Below are 15,973 nucleotides of genomic sequence, written 5' to 3'. Positions count from 1 at the left end.
TGGCGCCGGCCTTGGAAACGGAAGATTATCGAGCGGGCCAATTACCCCAGTGTAGCGGCTGGACAGCAAGGCGACACCGGGGCTTCCTGCCGGCTTCAGGCAAACAGTCTCAACGCGGCCACGCTGCCGGGGGCGATGCCGCGGTCGTCCATGCTGCCGTAGATGTGCAGCAATTGGTCGCGAATGCGGGTCAGGCCGGCGTCGGACAGCGGACGGCGGTTGTCGTCCACCAGTTGGGCGTCGAACTCCTGCGCCAACTGGCGCGCGAAATACACGGCCCGGTCGAACACCTCGACCCCGCCGGCCACGCGCGGCACGTCGAACAACAGAGTCAGCGCCGGGAAGGATTTGTCCAGCAGCGTGTGGAAGGTGAACGGCATCTGGTCGGCCGCCATCAGCGAATACAGGGTGTTGCCGGAGTCCGCCAGGTAATGGAAGGCGCCGTCCGGCTCCAGTTGCAGGCCGGCGGCCTCGGCGAAACTGCGCAGCCGGGTGCCTTCTATCGGCCCCTGCGGCACGATGTTGATGCCGATCAGCACGTCCACGTCGGCGCAGAAACGGTCCAGTTCGCGCGCCGCCACCAGCTTCTGCTGACGCTGCGGGAAGCTGACCGCGGCGTCGTGCTCCTCGGCGAAACGCGATACTTGTTGGCAGAAACCGGCCAGTTCCTGCTCAGTTACCGCACCGCTGCGATCCACCATCTGCATGCTGACGTTGATCTGCTTGTAACGGGTTCCAGGCAGGGCTTCGGCCGGCTTCCACAGGCCTTTTTCCGTGCGGCCTATCAATTGGGTGCGCTTGCCCACGTTGAAACGCGGAATCGCCGCCAGCTCGTGCGGCGCATGGAACACCACTTCGGCGATGAAATCCAAAGACGGGTCCAGCATCGCCACCACCAGCGCCTGGTGATCAGCGGAGTCCATCTGCGGGGCTTCGTCCTCTTCCTCCACCACCGGCACCGCGTCGAAGACCGCCTCGCGCGGCCGGTCAGGCTCGGCTCGCGCCGGCTCCACGGGGATTTGCGGCTCAAAGTAAGCCGCGGCGTAATCGTCCGGCTCCGGCGAGGCGTCCACCAGCACCGGTTCCATCCGGTCCTGCCTCACGCCGTCGCGCACATTGTTCTTGGGTACGTCCAGCAGCACGTCGTCGTGGCCGCGCGTAAAGGCCTGGCGAGTCTTCTTGCGAAAACGCCATTCCTGAAAAGCATTGAATCCGTACACCAGAGCGATCACCGCGCCGCCCAGTATCAATACACCAATCTGTAATTCGCTCATCAGCCAGTCCGCATTAAGGCGAATAATCGAAGCCGTCGGCAGCCTCCTCGCCGCGCGCCGGCGCATCTCTCAATGCGCGATGCGGCGTCATTCGGCAATAGCCGGGCCGACAGCCTCCCTTTAAGTATTCGGCAACAAAACCGTTCGAATCTGGCGTTTCGGCCAGTCGAGAACGGCGATAGACCACGGTTATTATAACGAAAGCCTCAGCTTGCGCATCATTTGGCGGCAATTTAGCCGTAAATGCCTTGCCGCCAGCGTAAATCAAGCCGGGGCGATAGCTGATGCGGGCAATTTGGCGCTTCAAACCGGGTTCTCAACCTGAATTGGATGCCGAATCGCCCCTGCTGGTTCCATCAGACCGCGTAGAACGGCTCCAGCCAGCCGTTGTACGTCGCGAATCGGCCCGCCGCAAGCGGGCCAAATGGAAGCGGAACGTCATTTTCAGTGCCGAAAGGTCCGGCAGATGACATTTCTGACAGGGGCGCTCTGAAATATCTCGTGCCAGAATATTTCGTGTTCATGCAAATGAATGATTCCAAATCGTCTTAAACACTGCTTAGGAAAGCAAGGGATAGATCGATGAAAAACACTTCTCAAGCCAGTTTCCTTCCGGTGGTCCACGAGCTGGCGCGCACCTACCAGGCATTCGAACAGTTTGCCAGCCAGCACATTCGTCAGCTGGGCCTGACTCCGCCGCAATTCGACGTGGTCGCCACCCTGGGCCATAGCAAGGGCATGAATTGCAAGGAGCTGTCCGACCGCACGTTGATCACCAAAGGGACGCTGACCGGCGTCATCGACCGGCTGGAAGACAAGGGTCTGGTTACCCGCACCATGCAGCCAAACGATCGCCGCAGCGTATTCGTTTCCTTGACCCAACACGGAGAACGTCTGTTCGATCAGGCCTTCCCCGCTCATATCGACTATATGCAGATCGCCTTCAAACGCTTTGGCGAACACGACCTGTCCGGTTTCTGCCAGGAACTGGGCCGTCTGCGCGAAGGCTTCAGCCTGGCGCTGGAGGAACAGGAAGAAGTCACGGCTTAATCTCTCCAGCCGTCACCGCCCTTTACCCGGCGGCGAGACGCGGCCCCGCGATGCGGCCCGCGCCCTCGCCGCCATTGCATTTTCAATTCCGGCCGCGCCCACGGCTCAAGGGCTCTGAAAACGCACCGGCACCATCAACACCGAATCCACCGCCTGGCCATTGCGTTTGGCCGGCGCGAAGCGCCAACGCTCCATCGCGGCCTTGGCCGCTCGGTCCAGCCGCGGATAACCGCTACTGACGGCCACCGTCACCTCGCCGGCGCGGCCGGCGGCGCTAACGCTCACCCGCAGTAAAACCGTGCCCTGCTCGCCGTTTTCCCGCGAGCGTTCCGGGTATTCCGGCGGCGGATTGTTAAGATATTCCGCGCGGTACAATGCCACGCTGTCCGCGCCGCCCTGCGATATGCCGCCGCCCCCCGGCTGCGCGGCGGCCCCGCTCTTCGCACCACTGTCGCCGGCGGACTCAACGGCGCTTGTCGCCGGCCCGGCCAGGCCGGCCTCAGGTAAAAGCGGAGGCACCGCAAAACGGGCGCTTGGCTTGGGGCGTAGCCTGGCCGCCGCTTTATTTTCAACCTTGTTGCCGGCCTGATTCCCGGCCTTGGCCGCATTTTGAGCGATAACGGGCTCAGGTCCGCCCGCGGGCTGCGCCAGTCTCAGCGTCAACGCAGCCACGCTTGGCTGAGGCGGACGGCATTGCCAAGCGAACAACAGCAAGGCATGCAGCGCCAGCGACGCCAACAAAGCCCAACAGACAGGGCGCGCGCCCATCTTTCGCCTCAGCAACGCATCCGGCTGCCCGGCCGGCTGTAATGCCACCAGGCCACCAGCATGGACACCAGATAAAACACAAAGAACATGCCGAAAGCCGGCAGGAAACTGCCGAAGGCGGCCAGCGCGCTGCCGAAGGATTTGGGAATCACGAAGCCGCCGAACGCCGCCATCACCGAACTGACATTCATCGCCGACGCGCCGCGCCGCCCGCCGCGCGCGTAGGCTTCCGCAACGTCCAGACCCGCGGCCTTGGCCCGCTGGCCCGCTTGCAACAGAAAAACCTTGGGCGCCAATTGAAAAGACGAACCGTTGCCCACGCCCGCAGCGAAGAAAATCAACTGAAACATGGCGAGGAACAGCCAGAACGAACCGCCGTTGCCGGCGGAAGGCATGCTCAGATAAACGCCGACGGTGGCCAGCGCCATCACCCCGTTGCTGAGCATGGTGGCGATGCCGCCGCCGATGTGGTCGCCCATCCAGCCGCCCAGCGGCCGCGACAAGGCGCAGACCATGGGCCCGATAAAGGCGTAGGGCGTGACATCGATCAGCGGGAACATATTGCGCGCCAGCAGAGGAAAGGCGGCGGCGAAGCCGAGGAAAGTGCCGTAGCTGCCCATGTACAGCAGGCAGATATACCAAGTGTGCGGATCGCGCATCGCGTCCAGCTGATCATGCGGCGTGATGCGCAGCTTGGGCAGATCATGCGCGTACAGCAAGCAGGCCAGCGCGATGACGATGATGAAGGGCAGCCACAGATACCCGGCGTTCTGCAGCCACACCGGGTGCACGGCGCCGCCAACGCCCCAGATCTGCGGCCCGCCGGCCGCGCCGAACAAGGGCAGCAGAATCACCACCGGGATCGCCAGTTGCGCCACCGACACGCCCAGATTTCCCAACCCCGCGTTCAACCCCATCGCCAGCCCTTTGGCCGCCTTGGGAAAGAAAAAGCTGGTATTGGACAGATGGGAAGCGCTAGCGCCGCCGCCGATGCCGCACAAGCCGGACACCAGCAACAGCATGGGAAACGGCGTCGAAATATCCTGCACCACCGTGGCCACGCCCAAAGCCGGCAGCAAGAGCAGCAAGGTGGAAATGCCCAGCCACAGGCCGCCGCCCACCCAGCTCCATATCCATGAGTACAACAGCCTCATCAAGGCGCCGACCAGCGGCGGAATCGACACCAGCAGGAACTGCTGCTGATTGCTGAGCGCGAACCCGACCGCCGGCAGGTTGACCACCACCATGCTCCACATCATCCAGATATTGAAGTTCAGGTGCAGCGACAGGATGGACAGCCAGAGATTGCGATTGGCGATGCGCCGCCCGCGGCGCAGCCAGAAAATAGGGTTTTCAGGCTCCCAACGCTTGATGCTTACGGTCATGCCTATTCATCCAGCAATGATATCGTCCGGCGGCCGCTGCCGCCGGGAAGCTGCGCAGTATGCCATTCGCGCGCGCGCTACAGTTTGCGCGCCGTCAAACCGAAACTAATGAAAACAGTCTGCGGGCAGCTCGAGCCTTCAGAGCCTGTTCAAAGCCTCGCCTGCTAGAGTGAGACAAGGCGAAAGCGGCTGAGAAAGCGCAATGGTCAAGTGGTGCATGAGCATTTTGAGCTTGCACTCACCGTGCAAAGCTTCACGAAGCGCCGCAGACTTTGAACAGATTCTCAGGCGGTTTCCCGCATTTTCAACGCTTCCACGATGTCCACCGCCACAATGCGGCTGACGCCCTGTTCCTGCATGGTCACGCCCACCAGTTGTTCGGCCATTTCCATGGTCAGGCGGTTATGAGAAATATAGAGAAACTGGGTTCGCTCCGACATCTGCTTGACCAGATCGCAGAAACGGCTGGTATTGGCGTCGTCCAGCGGCGCGTCCACCTCGTCCAGCAGGCAGAACGGCGCCGGGTTCAGCGAGAACAGCGAGAACACCAGGCTCATCGCAGTCAGCGCCTTTTCTCCGCCGGACAGCAGGTGAATCGTGCTGTTCTTCTTGCCCGGCGGCTGGGCGATGATCTGCACGCCGGCGTCCAGCAAGTCCTCGCCGGTCAGCACCAGCTCGGCGCGGCCGCCGCCAAACAGCGTGGGGAAAAACTCGCGCATCTTGGTGTTGACCGCATCGTAAGTGGCTTGCAGCATCTCGCGGGTTTCGCCGTCTATCTTGGCGATCGCCTCTTCCAAGGTGGCCATTGCCTGATTCAGGTCTTCGGACTGATTGGCCAGGTAGTCGCCGCGCTTCCTGGCTTCATCCAGCTCTTCCAGCGCCGCCAGGTTGACAGCGCCCAGCCCTTCCAACGCGCGCGCCAGCCGCGCGATCTCGGCGGCCAGCGCGTTCGGCTTCACCGACTCGCTCAGATCGGCCATCAGCGCGGCTTCGTCGGCCCCGGCGCTGGCCAGTTCTTCGGCGAAACGCTCCATCGCCAGCCTCGCCTCCTGGTGCTTGAGCAACCAGTCCGAGCGCGCTTCGCGCAGCGCCGGCAAAGCGGCGTTGGCTTGCTGTTGTTGCTGAGTCAATTCGCGCAGTTTCTCGGTCAGGCCGTTGAGCCGGTCGCGCACCGCGCCCAGGCTGTGCTCGCGCTGTTCGCGTTCGGCCAAGGCCAGTTGCAAGGCCTCTTCGGGCACCGCCTCCTCCACCGCCTCGGCTTCCTCGGCTAGAGTCTCCAAACGCTCGGCCAGTTGCTGATCGCGCTCATCCAGTTCGCGGCCTCGCCGCGCCAGTTCCGCCACCTTCTGCTCGGCGGTGCTCATTTCCAGCTTGATCTCGTGCAGCATGCGCTCGGCGTCGCGCGTCTTGTTGCGCGCCAACTGCAAACCCGTCTCGGCATTGAGCCGGTCGACTCGCATGTCCTCCAATTGCACCGTGAGTTCTTCCAGCGTCAACGCCGTCTCTTCGCCCAGCATTTCGGCTTCGGCGATGCTCTGGCGCGCCAATTCGCCCTCTTCGGCGATGCGCCGGCGCTCGGCCTCGATCGCCGCCAGCCGCGCCGCGCCCTGGCGCGCGGCCTGGTCCAGCTTGACGTGCTCCAGGGTCGCCGCGTTCAGCTCCGCCTCCAAACGGGTCAACGCGCCCTTTTGCGCCCGCACCGCCTCGGCCAGCATGCCGCCGCGGCTTTGCAATGATTCGCGGCGCCGCTGCAAGGCGTCGATTTCCGGCGACAAAGTCTCCAAGCGCGCCTGGGCCGCTTCCAACAGCGCCTTGCGCGCCATCAGGCCGTCGCCGCCGGCTTCGGCGTGCAGGCACAGGCTGGCGGCGTAAACGCGGTGGCCTTCCGGCGTCAGCAGGCAAGCGCCGGTCGGCAATTGCTCGCGCAAGGCCAGTGCCTCGTCCAACGATCCGGCCAAGTAGACGCCGGCCAGCCAGTCTTGCAAGGCGGCCTGGAAGGGTTGGGCGGCTCGCACCTGTTGCAACAGCGTCGGCCACGAGCGCTCCGCTTCCCAGTCGCGCGCCGTCGCGCCGTCCGCCAACGCCAGCGCCGCCGGCGGCAATTCGCCGGACAGCGCTGCGGCGCGCGCGGCCAGGCGTTCGCCCAGCGCCGCTTCCAGCGCCGGCTGCCATTTAGGCTCCACCTGCAGGCTCTGCCACAACTGCGGCGCCTCGGCCAGGCCCCGGCGCTGCAGCCAGCCGTCCAATTGCTCGCTGGCCGCCTCGCGCGCCAGCATTCCGGCCAGCGCGGCGGCCTCGGCCTCGGCCCGCGCCTGTTCGCCGCGCAGCGCGGCCAGTTGTTCGTCCAGTTTTTCGCGCTCGGCGGCCAGGTCCGCCTGCTTGGCCTCGTCGGCCACCAGCCGGCCTCGCACCGTCTCCAGCGCGCCGCGCGCGCGTTCCACTTCGGCGGCGGCGGCTTGCTGCCGCTCTTGGTCCGGCAGATTCAAATCGCTCAGTTCTCGGCGCAACGCGTCTTCGCGGCCGAACAGCTGCTCCAGATTGCGACGCTGATGCTCGCCGTTCTGGCGCGCCAGGTCTCGATCCCGGCTGAGCTTGGCCTGCTGCGCGGTCAGCCCGTTCAGCTGCTGCTCTATCGCGCGGTATTCCGACTCGGCGGTGGGCAATTCGTCGGCGCCGTCTTCCAGCGTCATCTGCGCCTCTTCCAGCCTCATCTGCGCTTCTTCGCGCCGCGGCAGCCAATCGTCCAGCTCAGCCTTCACTTGGCCGCGGCTTTCGGCCAGCACCTGACGCTCGGTGCGCACGGCACTCAGCTCTCGGTCGACGCGGGCGCGGTTTTGCTCTCGGTGGCGCTGCGCCTCTTCCAGCCGCGCCAGTTGGGCGTTGGCCTCGAACAAGCGCTGCTGCGCCTCGTGCACTTCGTCGCTGGCGGCGAAATGGCTTTCGCGAACGGTTTCGGACTCGGCCTCCACATGGGTGACCGCCGCTTCCAGCGCCGCTTCTTCGGTTTCAATACGCGCCAGTTCCCCGCGCGCCGCCGCCTCGTTGCGCGCGGCCTCTTCCCGTCGCGCCAGAGCCAGCAGGTTTTGCTTATGGGTCAGCGCGCCGCGCAGATCGTGGTATTGGGCGGCCACCTCCGCCTGTTCGGACAAGCGCTCCACCTGCCGCTCCAGCTCTTGTCGCAAGTCGGCGATGCGTTCCAGATTGGCGCGGGTGTCCGCGATGCGGTGTTCGGTTTCGCGGCGGCGCTCCTTGTACTTGGACACGCCGGCGGCTTCTTCCAGATAGGCGCGCAGTTCTTCCGGCCGCGCCTCGATGATGCGGGAGATCATGCCCTGCTCGATCACCGCGTAGCCACGGGCACCCACGCCGGTGCCGAGGAAAAGATCCGTGATGTCGCGACGGCGCACTTGCTGGTTGTTGATGAAGTAGCTGGATTCGCCCTGGCGGGTCAGCACCCGCTTGATCGCCACCTCCGCGTACTGACCCCATGCGCCGGTGAGCGCGCCGTCGCCGTTGTCGAACACCAGTTCCACCGAAGCGCGGCTAACCGGCTTGCGCGTGGACGAACCGTTGAAGATCACGTCCTGCATCGATTCGCCGCGCAGTTGCTTGGCCGAGGACTCGCCCAGCACCCAGCGCACCGCGTCTATCACATTGGACTTGCCGCAGCCATTGGGGCCGATCACCGCCACCAGTTGACCGGGCACGGCAATGCTGGTGGGATCGACGAATGACTTGAAACCGGCAAGCTTGATGTGGGTGAGACGCAAGATGTCCTCGCAATGGCTGGGCGAAAATCGGCATTTTAGCAGTTGCCCGCGCCGGCCGCGCGTCGCGCGCGGACCTGTTGCGCGTCGCGCAGCCGCATCTACCCAGACAGCCCACTTATGCCATAATGGCCGCATGGAACCGCTATCGTTGTCCAATCAATTCTTGATCGCCATGCCCAATATGGCGGACCCGCTGTTCTCTCGCTCGCTGGTCTTCGTCTGCGAGCATGGCGAGCACGGCGCCATGGGCCTGATCGTCAACAAGCCTTCCGGCATCGCCATGGCGCAGTTGTTCGATCAGATCGATCTGCCGCTGGACGGCGACTCGCTCCGCGCCGAGCCGATTTACTTCGGCGGCCCGGTGCAGCCGGACCGGGGCTTTGTGCTGCACATGCCGGTGGGCAATTGGCAATCCAGCCTGCTGGTCACCGACGACATCGCGCTGACCACGTCCAAGGACGTGCTGATGGCGGTGTCCGAAAACCACAAGCAGCCGGACCGCATGCTGATCACGCTGGGTTATTCCGGCTGGAGCGCCGGTCAGCTGGAGCAGGAAATCGCCGACAACGGTTGGCTGACGGTGCCGGCGCGGCCGGACATCATCTTCGGACTGCCCTGCGAGGAGCGCTACGACGCCGCGATGGCGCTGCTGGGCTTCGATCCTTCCCTATTGTCCACGGATGTCGGCCATGCCTGAAGGTTGCGCCTTGGCATTCGACTTCGGCGAGCGCCGCATTGGCGTCGCCGTCGGGGACACCCTGCTCGGCATTCCCCACCCGCTCATCACCATAGACACGGAAATCAACGACGCGCGCTTCGCCGCCATCGCCGCTTTAATCGCGGAATGGCGGCCGGCGCAGCTGGTGGTGGGGCTGCCGATGCACATCGACGGCACCGAACACCAGATGACGCAACTGGCGCGCCGCTTCGCCAACCGGCTCAAGGGCCGCTACGGCCTGCCGGTGTGGCTGGTGGACGAACGGCTGACCTCGGTGGTGGCCGAATCCATGCTGGAAGAAGCAGGCGTGCGCGGCCGCAAGCAGAAGCCGGCGCTGGATCAGGTGGCGGCCCAGGCCATTCTGCTGACCTGGTTCGAGCACCCCGGACAAGCCGTCTGACCCCATCATGAAACTCTCGCCGCAAGCCCGGGTCAGCGCGCTGATGCTGGCCTTTCTCGCCAGCCTGCTGGGCTTGATCGCGGTCTTGCTGACACCCAGCCATCAATTGCGCGAATGGCGCAACGCGCCGGGCCACGTGGAGAGCAGCCGCATGCTGGTAGTGTCCAGCGCCGAACACCCCGATCAACTTTACTGGCAGCCGCATGTGCAATACCTGTACACGGTGCGCGGTCAGGTCTACCACAGCGACCGGCTGTTCGCCGTCGACAACGCCCTGCCCGGCGACCGCAGCAACGCCGACGACCTGACGCGGCGCTTTCCCGCCGGCAAGGCGATCACCGTCTACTACAATCCGCGCAGCCCCGCCGAGTCCGTGCTGATCAAGGGCGGGGACAGCGATATCGGCAGCGCCAAATTCATCCTGGCGGCGCTAAGCGCGCTGTTCGGCTGGGCGCTGCTGTATCGGCTGCGGGCCAAGCTGCCGCTGCCGCGCCGGCGCGTTCACCGAGGCATCCGCGCCCCATGAGCGAAAAAGTCATCGCCCTGCTGGTCATCGCCATCGGCTTGGCCATTTCCGTCTATCTGTGGCAGCAGTCCGCCAAGGCGCAAGAAGCCGCCGGCTGGCCCAGCGTCGTCGGCCAAATTGTCTCCAGCGAAGTGGATTGGCGACCTATTCGCGGCGGCGACAGCTCGGATCGCAGGGAATACCGCGCCGTCGTACGCTATGAATACCGCGTGGCCGGCCGTATCCACCGCGCCGAGCGGCTGCGCTTCCCCAATCCCGGCTACGGCAGCAGCGATCAACAAGCGCTCGAAATCGTTCAGCGCTACCCGGCAAGCCAAGCCGTGCAGGTGTTTTACAATCCGCAAAACCCAGAGGAGGCCTGCCTGGAACCAGGCAAGCACTGGTCGGCGTGGCTGGCCCAGGCCGTGGGCGCGCTGGTGGTCCTTGTCGGCCTATGGCTGCTGCGGCGCTGACAAGTACCGCAACCCGCGAGCAACGATCCTTCATCGATGCTCGTAGCCAAGGGCCTGTTTGAACTCAAAGGACTTTGAACAGGTTCGTAAGAGTCTGTTCATAATCTGCTGCGCTTCGCGAGGCGTGACACGATGAGTACCGCTTCGAAATGCTCATGTACCACTTGACCATTCCGCTTTCTCAGCCGTTTTCGCCTTGTCTCGCTCTTGCTCGCTAGATTTTGAACTGGCTCTAAGCACCGCCAGATCCATCGCTTCGCACGCCAGCACTTTCCCCTCGCGGAACGTCTCCCGGCTCAGGCCGCTCAACACCCGCCCCGGCGGCAGCTCCAGCAAGATGCGCATGCCGCGTTCCCACGCGTGGCGCGCCGCGTCAGCCCAGCGCTGCTGCCTCGCCATATTGAAAGCCAGATCATCGGCCAGGGCCTCCGCGCCGAACACTACCCGCGCGCGTCCGACGCTCAGATAGGGCACGGCCGGGGCGCGTATTTCCACGCCGGCGATAGCCGCCCGCAATGCTTCGGCCGCCGGCGTCAGCAGCGGGCAATGCGACGGCACGCCCAGCTCCAGACGGCGGCAAGCTCGCGCTCCCGCCGCCTTGGCCGCTGTCTCCAACACCATCAGGCCGTTTTCATGTCCAGCGGCCACGAACTGGACATCACTATTCAGATTGGCCAGATACAGCGGCGTCGCCGCGCTATGTATCGCGGCGATCAGGCTCTCCAAGCGCGCTTGGCTCAAACCGGTCACCGCCAGCATGCCGTAGCCGGCGGGGAAAGCCGTCTCCATCAATTCGCCGCGCAAGGCCACCAAACACAGAGCGTCGTCGAAGCTGAGCCCTTGCGCCGCCACCGCCGCGGGCCAGGCGCCGATGGAAAGCCCCGCCACCATCGCCGGTCGCCAGCCTGAGACCGCCAACAAGCGCGTCGCCGCGACGCCGGCGATCAGCAGGCAAAGCTGATGCGCGCGGGTCGAGCGCAAGGCCGCCGCCCCATCCAGAACCAACGGATCGACGGCCAGAATCTCCTCCGCCTGACTCAAGGTTTGCGCAACCAGCGGGTGATTCGGCAAGCGGCGCAGCATGCCGGCATGCCGCTCTCCTTGTCCGGGAAAAGCAAACAGCACACTCACAGGCCGTCCTCCCACCTCCAGGGATCGCTAAGCAAGCGCGGCCCCCGCCCGGTCTTCAACAGCACGTCGCCACGCGCCGACAACCATTCCACCAACGCGAAGCCGCCATGGCCGACATCGATCTGCACGTCTAGCCGGCACCCCCGCCACGCATTCAAACGCCGCAGCTCGTTCAATCGCGCCGGGTCAGGCCGGCTCGGCAGCCGGATCAGCAGATCCAGATCGCTGTCCGCGCGCAGCAGCGGCAAACCGCTGGCCAGTGCAAAGCCGCAGCTACCCGTGGGCCCCCAGGCCCAGCCGCACGCGTCCATCCATGGCCGCAACGCGGCCAGCGCCGACAGGGCCGGCTGCCTGAAACCGCTCCAATCGTCCAGCCTCGCCAACAGGCTTTCCGGGCTCAGCCGCTTCGCCACCGCCTCCGGCGCCAGCCAGGCCGCCAGCCGCTGTTCCCGTCGCCAAGCGCGCAAGCCCACGGGGATGTCGCCGCCGGAGCGCACATCGCGCCGCACCACCACCAGATCGGCCAATGGCCGGCCCGCGGCCAGCCAGTCCGGCCGTCCCGCCGGCAAGCGCAGTCCGGCGACATCGCCCACCCGCAGCAGATCATGCGCCCGCCAACAAGGCATGCTCAGACCGCCCTCAAAGCCGGCGGCGGCCTGCGGCGGGTCCAGGCGGTACGCAGATCATAACCATGGGCCAGTTGCAACACCGCCAGATCCGCGCGCGGCCGCCCAATGATCTGCATGCCCATCGGCAACCCTTGCCGATTAAAACCCACCGGCACGCTGACCGCCGGCAAGCCGGCCATGGTCGCGGCCAGCACGACTTCCATCCAGCGGTGGTAGCTGCTCATCCGCACACCGGCAATCCGCTCAGGCCAGGCCCGCTCCAACTCGAATGGAAACACTTGGGCGCTGGGCAACAGCAAGTAATCGTAGTCTTCGAACAGCGCCAGCATGGCGCGATACCAATCGCTGCGCACCTTGGACGCCTGATAGACATCCAGCGCGCTCAGCCCAAGTCCGCCCTCGATTTCCCATTTCAGTTCCGGCTTCAACAACCGTCGCTGCTCCGGGTCGCGATAATGGTGCTCCAAGCTGCCGGCCACCAACCAGTGACGCAAGGTTTGCCAGCTTTGCCATAGCGCGCTCATATCAAAAGCCGGCGACGCCGGCGCCACCGCGCAACCCAGCGCTTCGAAATCCGCCAAGGCGCCGCGGCACAACGCCAGCACACCGTCTTCCATCGGCAAATAGCCATCGTAGTCGCCAAGCCAGCCCAGCCGCGCGCCGCGCAGGTCACGCTCCAACGGCTGCCGCCAATCCGGCGGATCGTAGGCCAGCGGGGCGCGCGGGTCCGCCCCGGCCTGAATGCGCAGCAAGGCCAGCAGGTCCGGCACCGACCGCGCCATCGGCCCCACGGTAGCGAGTTGCTGAAGGTAGAGCTCCGGCGAGGGGCCCAGCGGCGCGACGCCGGCGCTGGGACGGAAACCAAAAATATTGTTGAACGCCGCCGGGTTGCGCAAGGAGCCCATCATGTCGCTGCCGTCCGCCACCGGCAGCATGCGCAAAGCCAGGGCCACCGCAGCGCCGCCGCTGCTGCCGCCGGCGCTGCGCGCCGGATCATAGGCATTACCGGTAGCGCCGAATACCGGGTTGTAAGTATGGGAGCCGGCACCGAACTCCGGTGTGTTGGTCTTGCCGATAATGATGGCCCCCGCCGCACGCATGCGCTCCACCATGATGTCGTCCTGCGTGGACACTTGGCCGCGATACAGGGGCGAGCCCATGCTGGCGATCAAACCGCGCGCGGCGGCCAGGTCCTTGACCGCCAGCGGGAAGCCATGCATCCAGCCGCGGCTGAAACCGCGGCTCAGCTCGGCGTCGCAACGCTCGGCTTCAGCCAGCAAGACGTCGACGGGTTGTAGCGACACCACGGCCTTGACGCCCGGATTCAGAGTTTCAATCTGCTGCAGATAAGCCTGCATCGCATCGCGGCAGGACAAGCGCCGCTCGTGCAAGGCGGCGGACAGCTCGCCCCCGTCCAACTCAACAATTTCCCGTACGCCGGCAGGCGTTTCGATCCTAAACACGGCTTGCTCCTTCCTTGTGGGGCGGCTGGCCGCGGTTCTCGAATCCGACGGCGCGGGCCGGCGCGCGCAGCCGGTAAGCGCCCAGCAGTCCAATTGGCAGACAGAACATCAGATAGAAGGCCGGCGCCAATGAGGAGCCGCTGTGCTGAGTGAGCAAGGTGACGATGAAGGGCGCGAAACCGCCAAACAGCATCACCGCCAGATTGTAGGAAATCGACATCGCCGTGGAGCGCACCTTGACCGGGAACAGTTCGCTGACCGCGGCCGGTACCGGGCCATTGCACAGGCCTTGCAACACGCACATGGTCACTTGAACCGCCAGCAAACGCTCAATGCTAGGCGTCTGCTCCAGCCACCAGAACAGCGGATAGACCAGCAGCAGCATCATCCCCTGCGCGCCCAGCAGGATCGGCCACCGTCCAATTCGGTCCGACCACCACCCGGACAACGGCGTCACCAGAGTCAGCACTGCCACCGCAACGGTCTGGGCCGCGAAAGCCTGCTCCAGCGGCAGGCCAAACTGACGGCTGGCATAGCCAGGCATGCTGATCAGGACCACATAGAACACCGCGGTGCCCGGCACGATCAGCGCCAGCGTCGTCCACATACCCCCCATGTTGCCGGCCAAACCCAGCGCAAGCGGCGTGGCGGCCGGCTGACGGCTGGCGTGGACGAAGGCTTCGGTTTCCTCCATATGACGCCGCATCCACAATCCCACCGGCACAATCAGCAAACCAAAGACAAAGGGCAAGCGCCAAGCCCACGCCTCCAATTGCGGCGGGGTGAAAGCATAGCTGACCAAGGCGCCCATGGCCGCACCGGTCAACACCGCAAGCGACTGGCCGAACAACTGCCAGGAACCATACAAGCCGTGCTTGCCCGGCGGCGCCATTTCCACCAGAAAAGCGGTGGAGCTGGCGTACTCGCCGCCGGTGGCGAAGCCCTGGATCAAGCGCGCCAGCAGAATGAGCGCCGGCGCGGCCACTCCAATGGCGGCATAAGGCGGCGCCAGCACAATGATGAGGATGGCCAGGCTCATCAATCCCATGATGAGTTGCAATGCCGCCTTGCGGCCTTTGCGATCCGCGTAGACGCCCAACAGCACTCCGCCCACCGGCCGCATCACAAAACCGGCGCCGAAAGTGGCTGTGGCGAGCAGCAAAGAGGTGTACTCCTGACCATCGGCGGGAAAGAACTGCTTGGAAATCACCCCAGTCATGAAGCCGTAGATGATGAAGTCGTACCATTCCAAGGCATTGCCTATGATGGCTGCCGCCACCTGTTGAATGCGAGAACGGGAAGAAGTCTCAAGCGACATAGCGGCCTCCTGCTATTGGTTGGGGACTTAAGAACGTATTTACGACCTGCTGCGCTGCGTGAAACACTACCAGCGCCCCCCGACCACGCAGCCACTCGCTGCTGGCGATCAGCAGCAACATGGAGAAGCCCACGCCGCCGACATCGGCTGTGACGCCGATCAGCCACCCCAGCACGTCCCCCAGCGGCAGGCCACACAAAACGCAGGCCGCCAGTAAGACCACGCAATAAGTCACCATGAGCTCTGCTCCCATTGCTCGCGCAGCCGTTGCCGCACCAGGCGCGACGCCCTTTGCGCCATCCCCGCGCCTTGCCGCCGGCCCTGATCGCCAGCCTGCCGGATATCGGCCAAGGCCTCGCCCAAGGCAATGCGAACCCGAACGATGTCGGCCGCCGTGGGGGCGTCGATGGCCTCCACCGGCAATAAGCGCCACAGCAGCCCCAAGCCGGCATAACTGCGGATGTCGTAAGCCATGGGCGGCAACTCCGCAGCCAAGGCTTCCAGCGCCTCCACCGAGCGCAGCGTCACCTGCGCCGCCGCCTGCTTGCCCATCGCCTGCGTAATGACCTCGGCGGCGTCCAAGGCCAGCAAACGATTGGCCTGATGACCGTGGGCGAGCAGGCCTCCGGACATGGCCTGGCCAACCATCAGGCCAATCACCGGGTGGCCGGCCAGCCGCGCGCTGGCATAGGCGTCCACTGCCGCCGCCAAGGCCAGGTGGATGCCGTAAGCCTCCTCTCGGCGGCCATAAGCCTGGCCCGGAGTATCGATCACCGCGATGATGGCGCGTTTGTCGGCGCAGCCGGCATCCGCCGCCATGCCATCCCTCACCGCTTGCGCCAGCGCCCAGCCCTGTTCCAGCCCCACCTCCCCATGGCGGGCCCGAACAAAGCGGTTGTCCGGATCCGGCGTCAGGGCGATATAGCGCGCGGCCTGTCCCCTCAGGCTGGCATCGACCACCCGCAGCGCCGTGCCATAGGCGCCACTGTCCGGCGCTGGCGCACCGCTCAGCGCCGCCAGCCAGCGGCTGGCCCGATTCCGCGATATCCCATGCTCTCCCATCTCTTCACGCCTCCTTCAGTCGATGGT

At 65.0% G+C, this 15,973-nt stretch carries 16 protein-coding genes; 5 read left to right on the top strand and 11 right to left on the bottom strand.

Annotated features, from left to right (window positions below):
• Nucleotides 1-95 precede the first annotated feature (95 nt).
• Nucleotides 96-1,274, bottom strand: a complete 1,179-nt coding sequence (locus BR71_RS13205) for a cell division protein ZipA C-terminal FtsZ-binding domain-containing protein (RefSeq protein WP_043638042.1) — start codon at nucleotides 1,272-1,274, stop codon at nucleotides 96-98.
• A gap of 13 nt (nucleotides 1,275-1,287) precedes the next feature.
• Nucleotides 1,288-1,581: a hypothetical protein gene (locus tag BR71_RS24210; RefSeq protein ID WP_156038981.1), complete on the bottom strand. Its 294-nt coding sequence runs from the start codon at nucleotides 1,579-1,581 to the stop codon at nucleotides 1,288-1,290.
• Between the two features lie 275 nt (nucleotides 1,582-1,856).
• On the opposite strand from BR71_RS24210, the gene BR71_RS13200 reads away from it, so the two are divergent.
• Entirely contained in the window at nucleotides 1,857-2,324 is a 468-nt protein-coding gene (locus BR71_RS13200) for a MarR family winged helix-turn-helix transcriptional regulator (RefSeq protein WP_019103187.1), read from the top strand.
• Nucleotides 2,325-2,429: 105 nt separating this feature from the next.
• Here the strand turns inward: BR71_RS13200 and BR71_RS24640 are convergent, their stop codons facing one another.
• The 3 genes from BR71_RS24640 to smc all read right to left on the bottom strand — a co-directional run bounded on the left by BR71_RS24640 (nucleotide 2,430) and on the right by smc (nucleotide 8,382).
• Entirely contained in the window at nucleotides 2,430-3,092 is a 663-nt protein-coding gene (locus tag BR71_RS24640) for an energy transducer TonB (RefSeq protein WP_052370550.1), read from the bottom strand.
• Between the two features lie 8 nt (nucleotides 3,093-3,100).
• A complete protein-coding gene (locus tag BR71_RS13190) occupies nucleotides 3,101-4,477 on the bottom strand; it encodes an MFS transporter (protein ID WP_043638040.1) in 1,377 nt (458 codons plus the stop codon).
• Nucleotides 4,478-4,761: 284 nt separating this feature from the next.
• Nucleotides 4,762-8,382 carry a chromosome segregation protein SMC gene (gene smc / locus BR71_RS13185; protein ID WP_482764008.1) on the bottom strand — a complete coding sequence of 1,207 codons (3,621 nt, stop codon included), beginning with the start codon at nucleotides 8,380-8,382 and terminating at the stop codon, nucleotides 4,762-4,764.
• On the opposite strand from smc, the gene BR71_RS13180 reads away from it, so the two are divergent.
• From BR71_RS13180 to BR71_RS13165, 4 genes are read left to right on the top strand one after another with little or no spacing between them, the layout of a single operon-like run.
• Nucleotides 8,381-8,944: a YqgE/AlgH family protein gene (locus BR71_RS13180; protein ID WP_043638035.1), complete on the top strand. Its 564-nt coding sequence runs from the start codon at nucleotides 8,381-8,383 to the stop codon at nucleotides 8,942-8,944. The genes smc and BR71_RS13180 overlap by 2 nt on opposite strands.
• On the top strand, nucleotides 8,928-9,365 hold the full coding sequence (gene ruvX / locus BR71_RS13175; RefSeq protein ID WP_043594155.1) for a Holliday junction resolvase RuvX: 438 nt from the start codon (nucleotides 8,928-8,930) through the stop codon (nucleotides 9,363-9,365). The genes BR71_RS13180 and ruvX overlap by 17 nt, the downstream gene beginning before the upstream one ends.
• A gap of 7 nt (nucleotides 9,366-9,372) precedes the next feature.
• On the top strand, nucleotides 9,373-9,891 hold the full coding sequence (locus BR71_RS13170; RefSeq protein ID WP_081862652.1) for a DUF3592 domain-containing protein: 519 nt from the start codon (nucleotides 9,373-9,375) through the stop codon (nucleotides 9,889-9,891).
• Nucleotides 9,888-10,343, top strand: coding sequence for a DUF3592 domain-containing protein (locus BR71_RS13165; protein WP_043638030.1), 456 nt, complete (start codon nucleotides 9,888-9,890; stop codon nucleotides 10,341-10,343). Before BR71_RS13170 ends, BR71_RS13165 begins: the two co-directional genes overlap by 4 nt.
• A 153-nt stretch (nucleotides 10,344-10,496) precedes the next feature.
• On the opposite strand, the gene mdcH is transcribed toward BR71_RS13165, so the two are convergent.
• Genes mdcH through mdcE form a run of 6 tightly spaced genes read right to left on the bottom strand, consistent with a single transcriptional unit; the run spans nucleotide 10,497 to nucleotide 15,946 of the window.
• Nucleotides 10,497-11,474 carry a malonate decarboxylase subunit epsilon gene (gene mdcH, locus BR71_RS13160; protein WP_052370549.1) on the bottom strand — a complete coding sequence of 326 codons (978 nt, stop codon included), beginning with the start codon at nucleotides 11,472-11,474 and terminating at the stop codon, nucleotides 10,497-10,499.
• The gene (locus BR71_RS13155; RefSeq protein ID WP_043638028.1) at nucleotides 11,471-12,100 is read right to left on the bottom strand and encodes a malonate decarboxylase holo-ACP synthase; all 630 of its coding nucleotides are present in this window, start codon (nucleotides 12,098-12,100) and stop codon (nucleotides 11,471-11,473) included. Before BR71_RS13155 ends, mdcH begins: the two co-directional genes overlap by 4 nt.
• A 2-nt stretch (nucleotides 12,101-12,102) precedes the next feature.
• A complete protein-coding gene (locus BR71_RS13150) occupies nucleotides 12,103-13,566 on the bottom strand; it encodes an amidase (protein WP_208854873.1) in 1,464 nt (487 codons plus the stop codon).
• Entirely contained in the window at nucleotides 13,559-14,884 is a 1,326-nt protein-coding gene (locus BR71_RS13145; RefSeq protein ID WP_043638026.1) for an MFS transporter, read from the bottom strand. Before BR71_RS13145 ends, BR71_RS13150 begins: the two co-directional genes overlap by 8 nt.
• Nucleotides 14,874-15,122, bottom strand: coding sequence for a malonate transporter subunit MadL (locus tag BR71_RS13140; RefSeq protein WP_052370548.1), 249 nt, complete (start codon nucleotides 15,120-15,122; stop codon nucleotides 14,874-14,876). The genes BR71_RS13145 and BR71_RS13140 overlap by 11 nt, the downstream gene beginning before the upstream one ends.
• The gene (gene mdcE, locus BR71_RS13135; protein WP_043638023.1) at nucleotides 15,116-15,946 is read right to left on the bottom strand and encodes a biotin-independent malonate decarboxylase subunit gamma; all 831 of its coding nucleotides are present in this window, start codon (nucleotides 15,944-15,946) and stop codon (nucleotides 15,116-15,118) included. The genes BR71_RS13140 and mdcE overlap by 7 nt, the downstream gene beginning before the upstream one ends.
• Between the last annotated feature and the right edge of the window lie 27 nt (nucleotides 15,947-15,973).

The organism is Chromobacterium haemolyticum DSM 19808 (genome assembly GCF_000711885.1).
Classification (GTDB): domain Bacteria; phylum Pseudomonadota; class Gammaproteobacteria; order Burkholderiales; family Chromobacteriaceae; genus Chromobacterium; species Chromobacterium haemolyticum.
The sequence above is the reverse complement of the archived record's forward strand: the minus strand, read 5'-3'. Positions and strand labels throughout refer to the sequence as shown.

Coding starts and splice junctions, on each gene's coding strand:
- BR71_RS13205 (WP_043638042.1), bottom strand. CDS start 1,274: ATGAGCGAATTACAGATTGGTGTATTGATACTGGGCGGCGCGGTGATC.
- BR71_RS13200 (WP_019103187.1), top strand. CDS start 1,857: ATGAAAAACACTTCTCAAGCCAGTTTCCTTCCGGTGGTCCACGAGCTG.
- BR71_RS24640 (WP_052370550.1), bottom strand. CDS start 3,092: ATGGGCGCGCGCCCTGTCTGTTGGGCTTTGTTGGCGTCGCTGGCGCTG.
- BR71_RS13190 (WP_043638040.1), bottom strand. CDS start 4,477: ATGACCGTAAGCATCAAGCGTTGGGAGCCTGAAAACCCTATTTTCTGG.
- BR71_RS13180 (WP_043638035.1), top strand. CDS start 8,381: ATGGAACCGCTATCGTTGTCCAATCAATTCTTGATCGCCATGCCCAAT.
- smc (WP_482764008.1), bottom strand. CDS start 8,382: ATGCGGCCATTATGGCATAAGTGGGCTGTCTGGGTAGATGCGGCTGCG.
- ruvX (WP_043594155.1), top strand. CDS start 8,928: ATGTCGGCCATGCCTGAAGGTTGCGCCTTGGCATTCGACTTCGGCGAG.
- BR71_RS13170 (WP_081862652.1), top strand. CDS start 9,373: ATGAAACTCTCGCCGCAAGCCCGGGTCAGCGCGCTGATGCTGGCCTTT.
- BR71_RS13165 (WP_043638030.1), top strand. CDS start 9,888: ATGAGCGAAAAAGTCATCGCCCTGCTGGTCATCGCCATCGGCTTGGCC.
- BR71_RS13155 (WP_043638028.1), bottom strand. CDS start 12,100: ATGCCTTGTTGGCGGGCGCATGATCTGCTGCGGGTGGGCGATGTCGCC.
- BR71_RS13145 (WP_043638026.1), bottom strand. CDS start 14,884: ATGTCGCTTGAGACTTCTTCCCGTTCTCGCATTCAACAGGTGGCGGCA.
- BR71_RS13140 (WP_052370548.1), bottom strand. CDS start 15,122: ATGGTGACTTATTGCGTGGTCTTACTGGCGGCCTGCGTTTTGTGTGGC.
- mdcE (WP_043638023.1), bottom strand. CDS start 15,946: ATGGGAGAGCATGGGATATCGCGGAATCGGGCCAGCCGCTGGCTGGCG.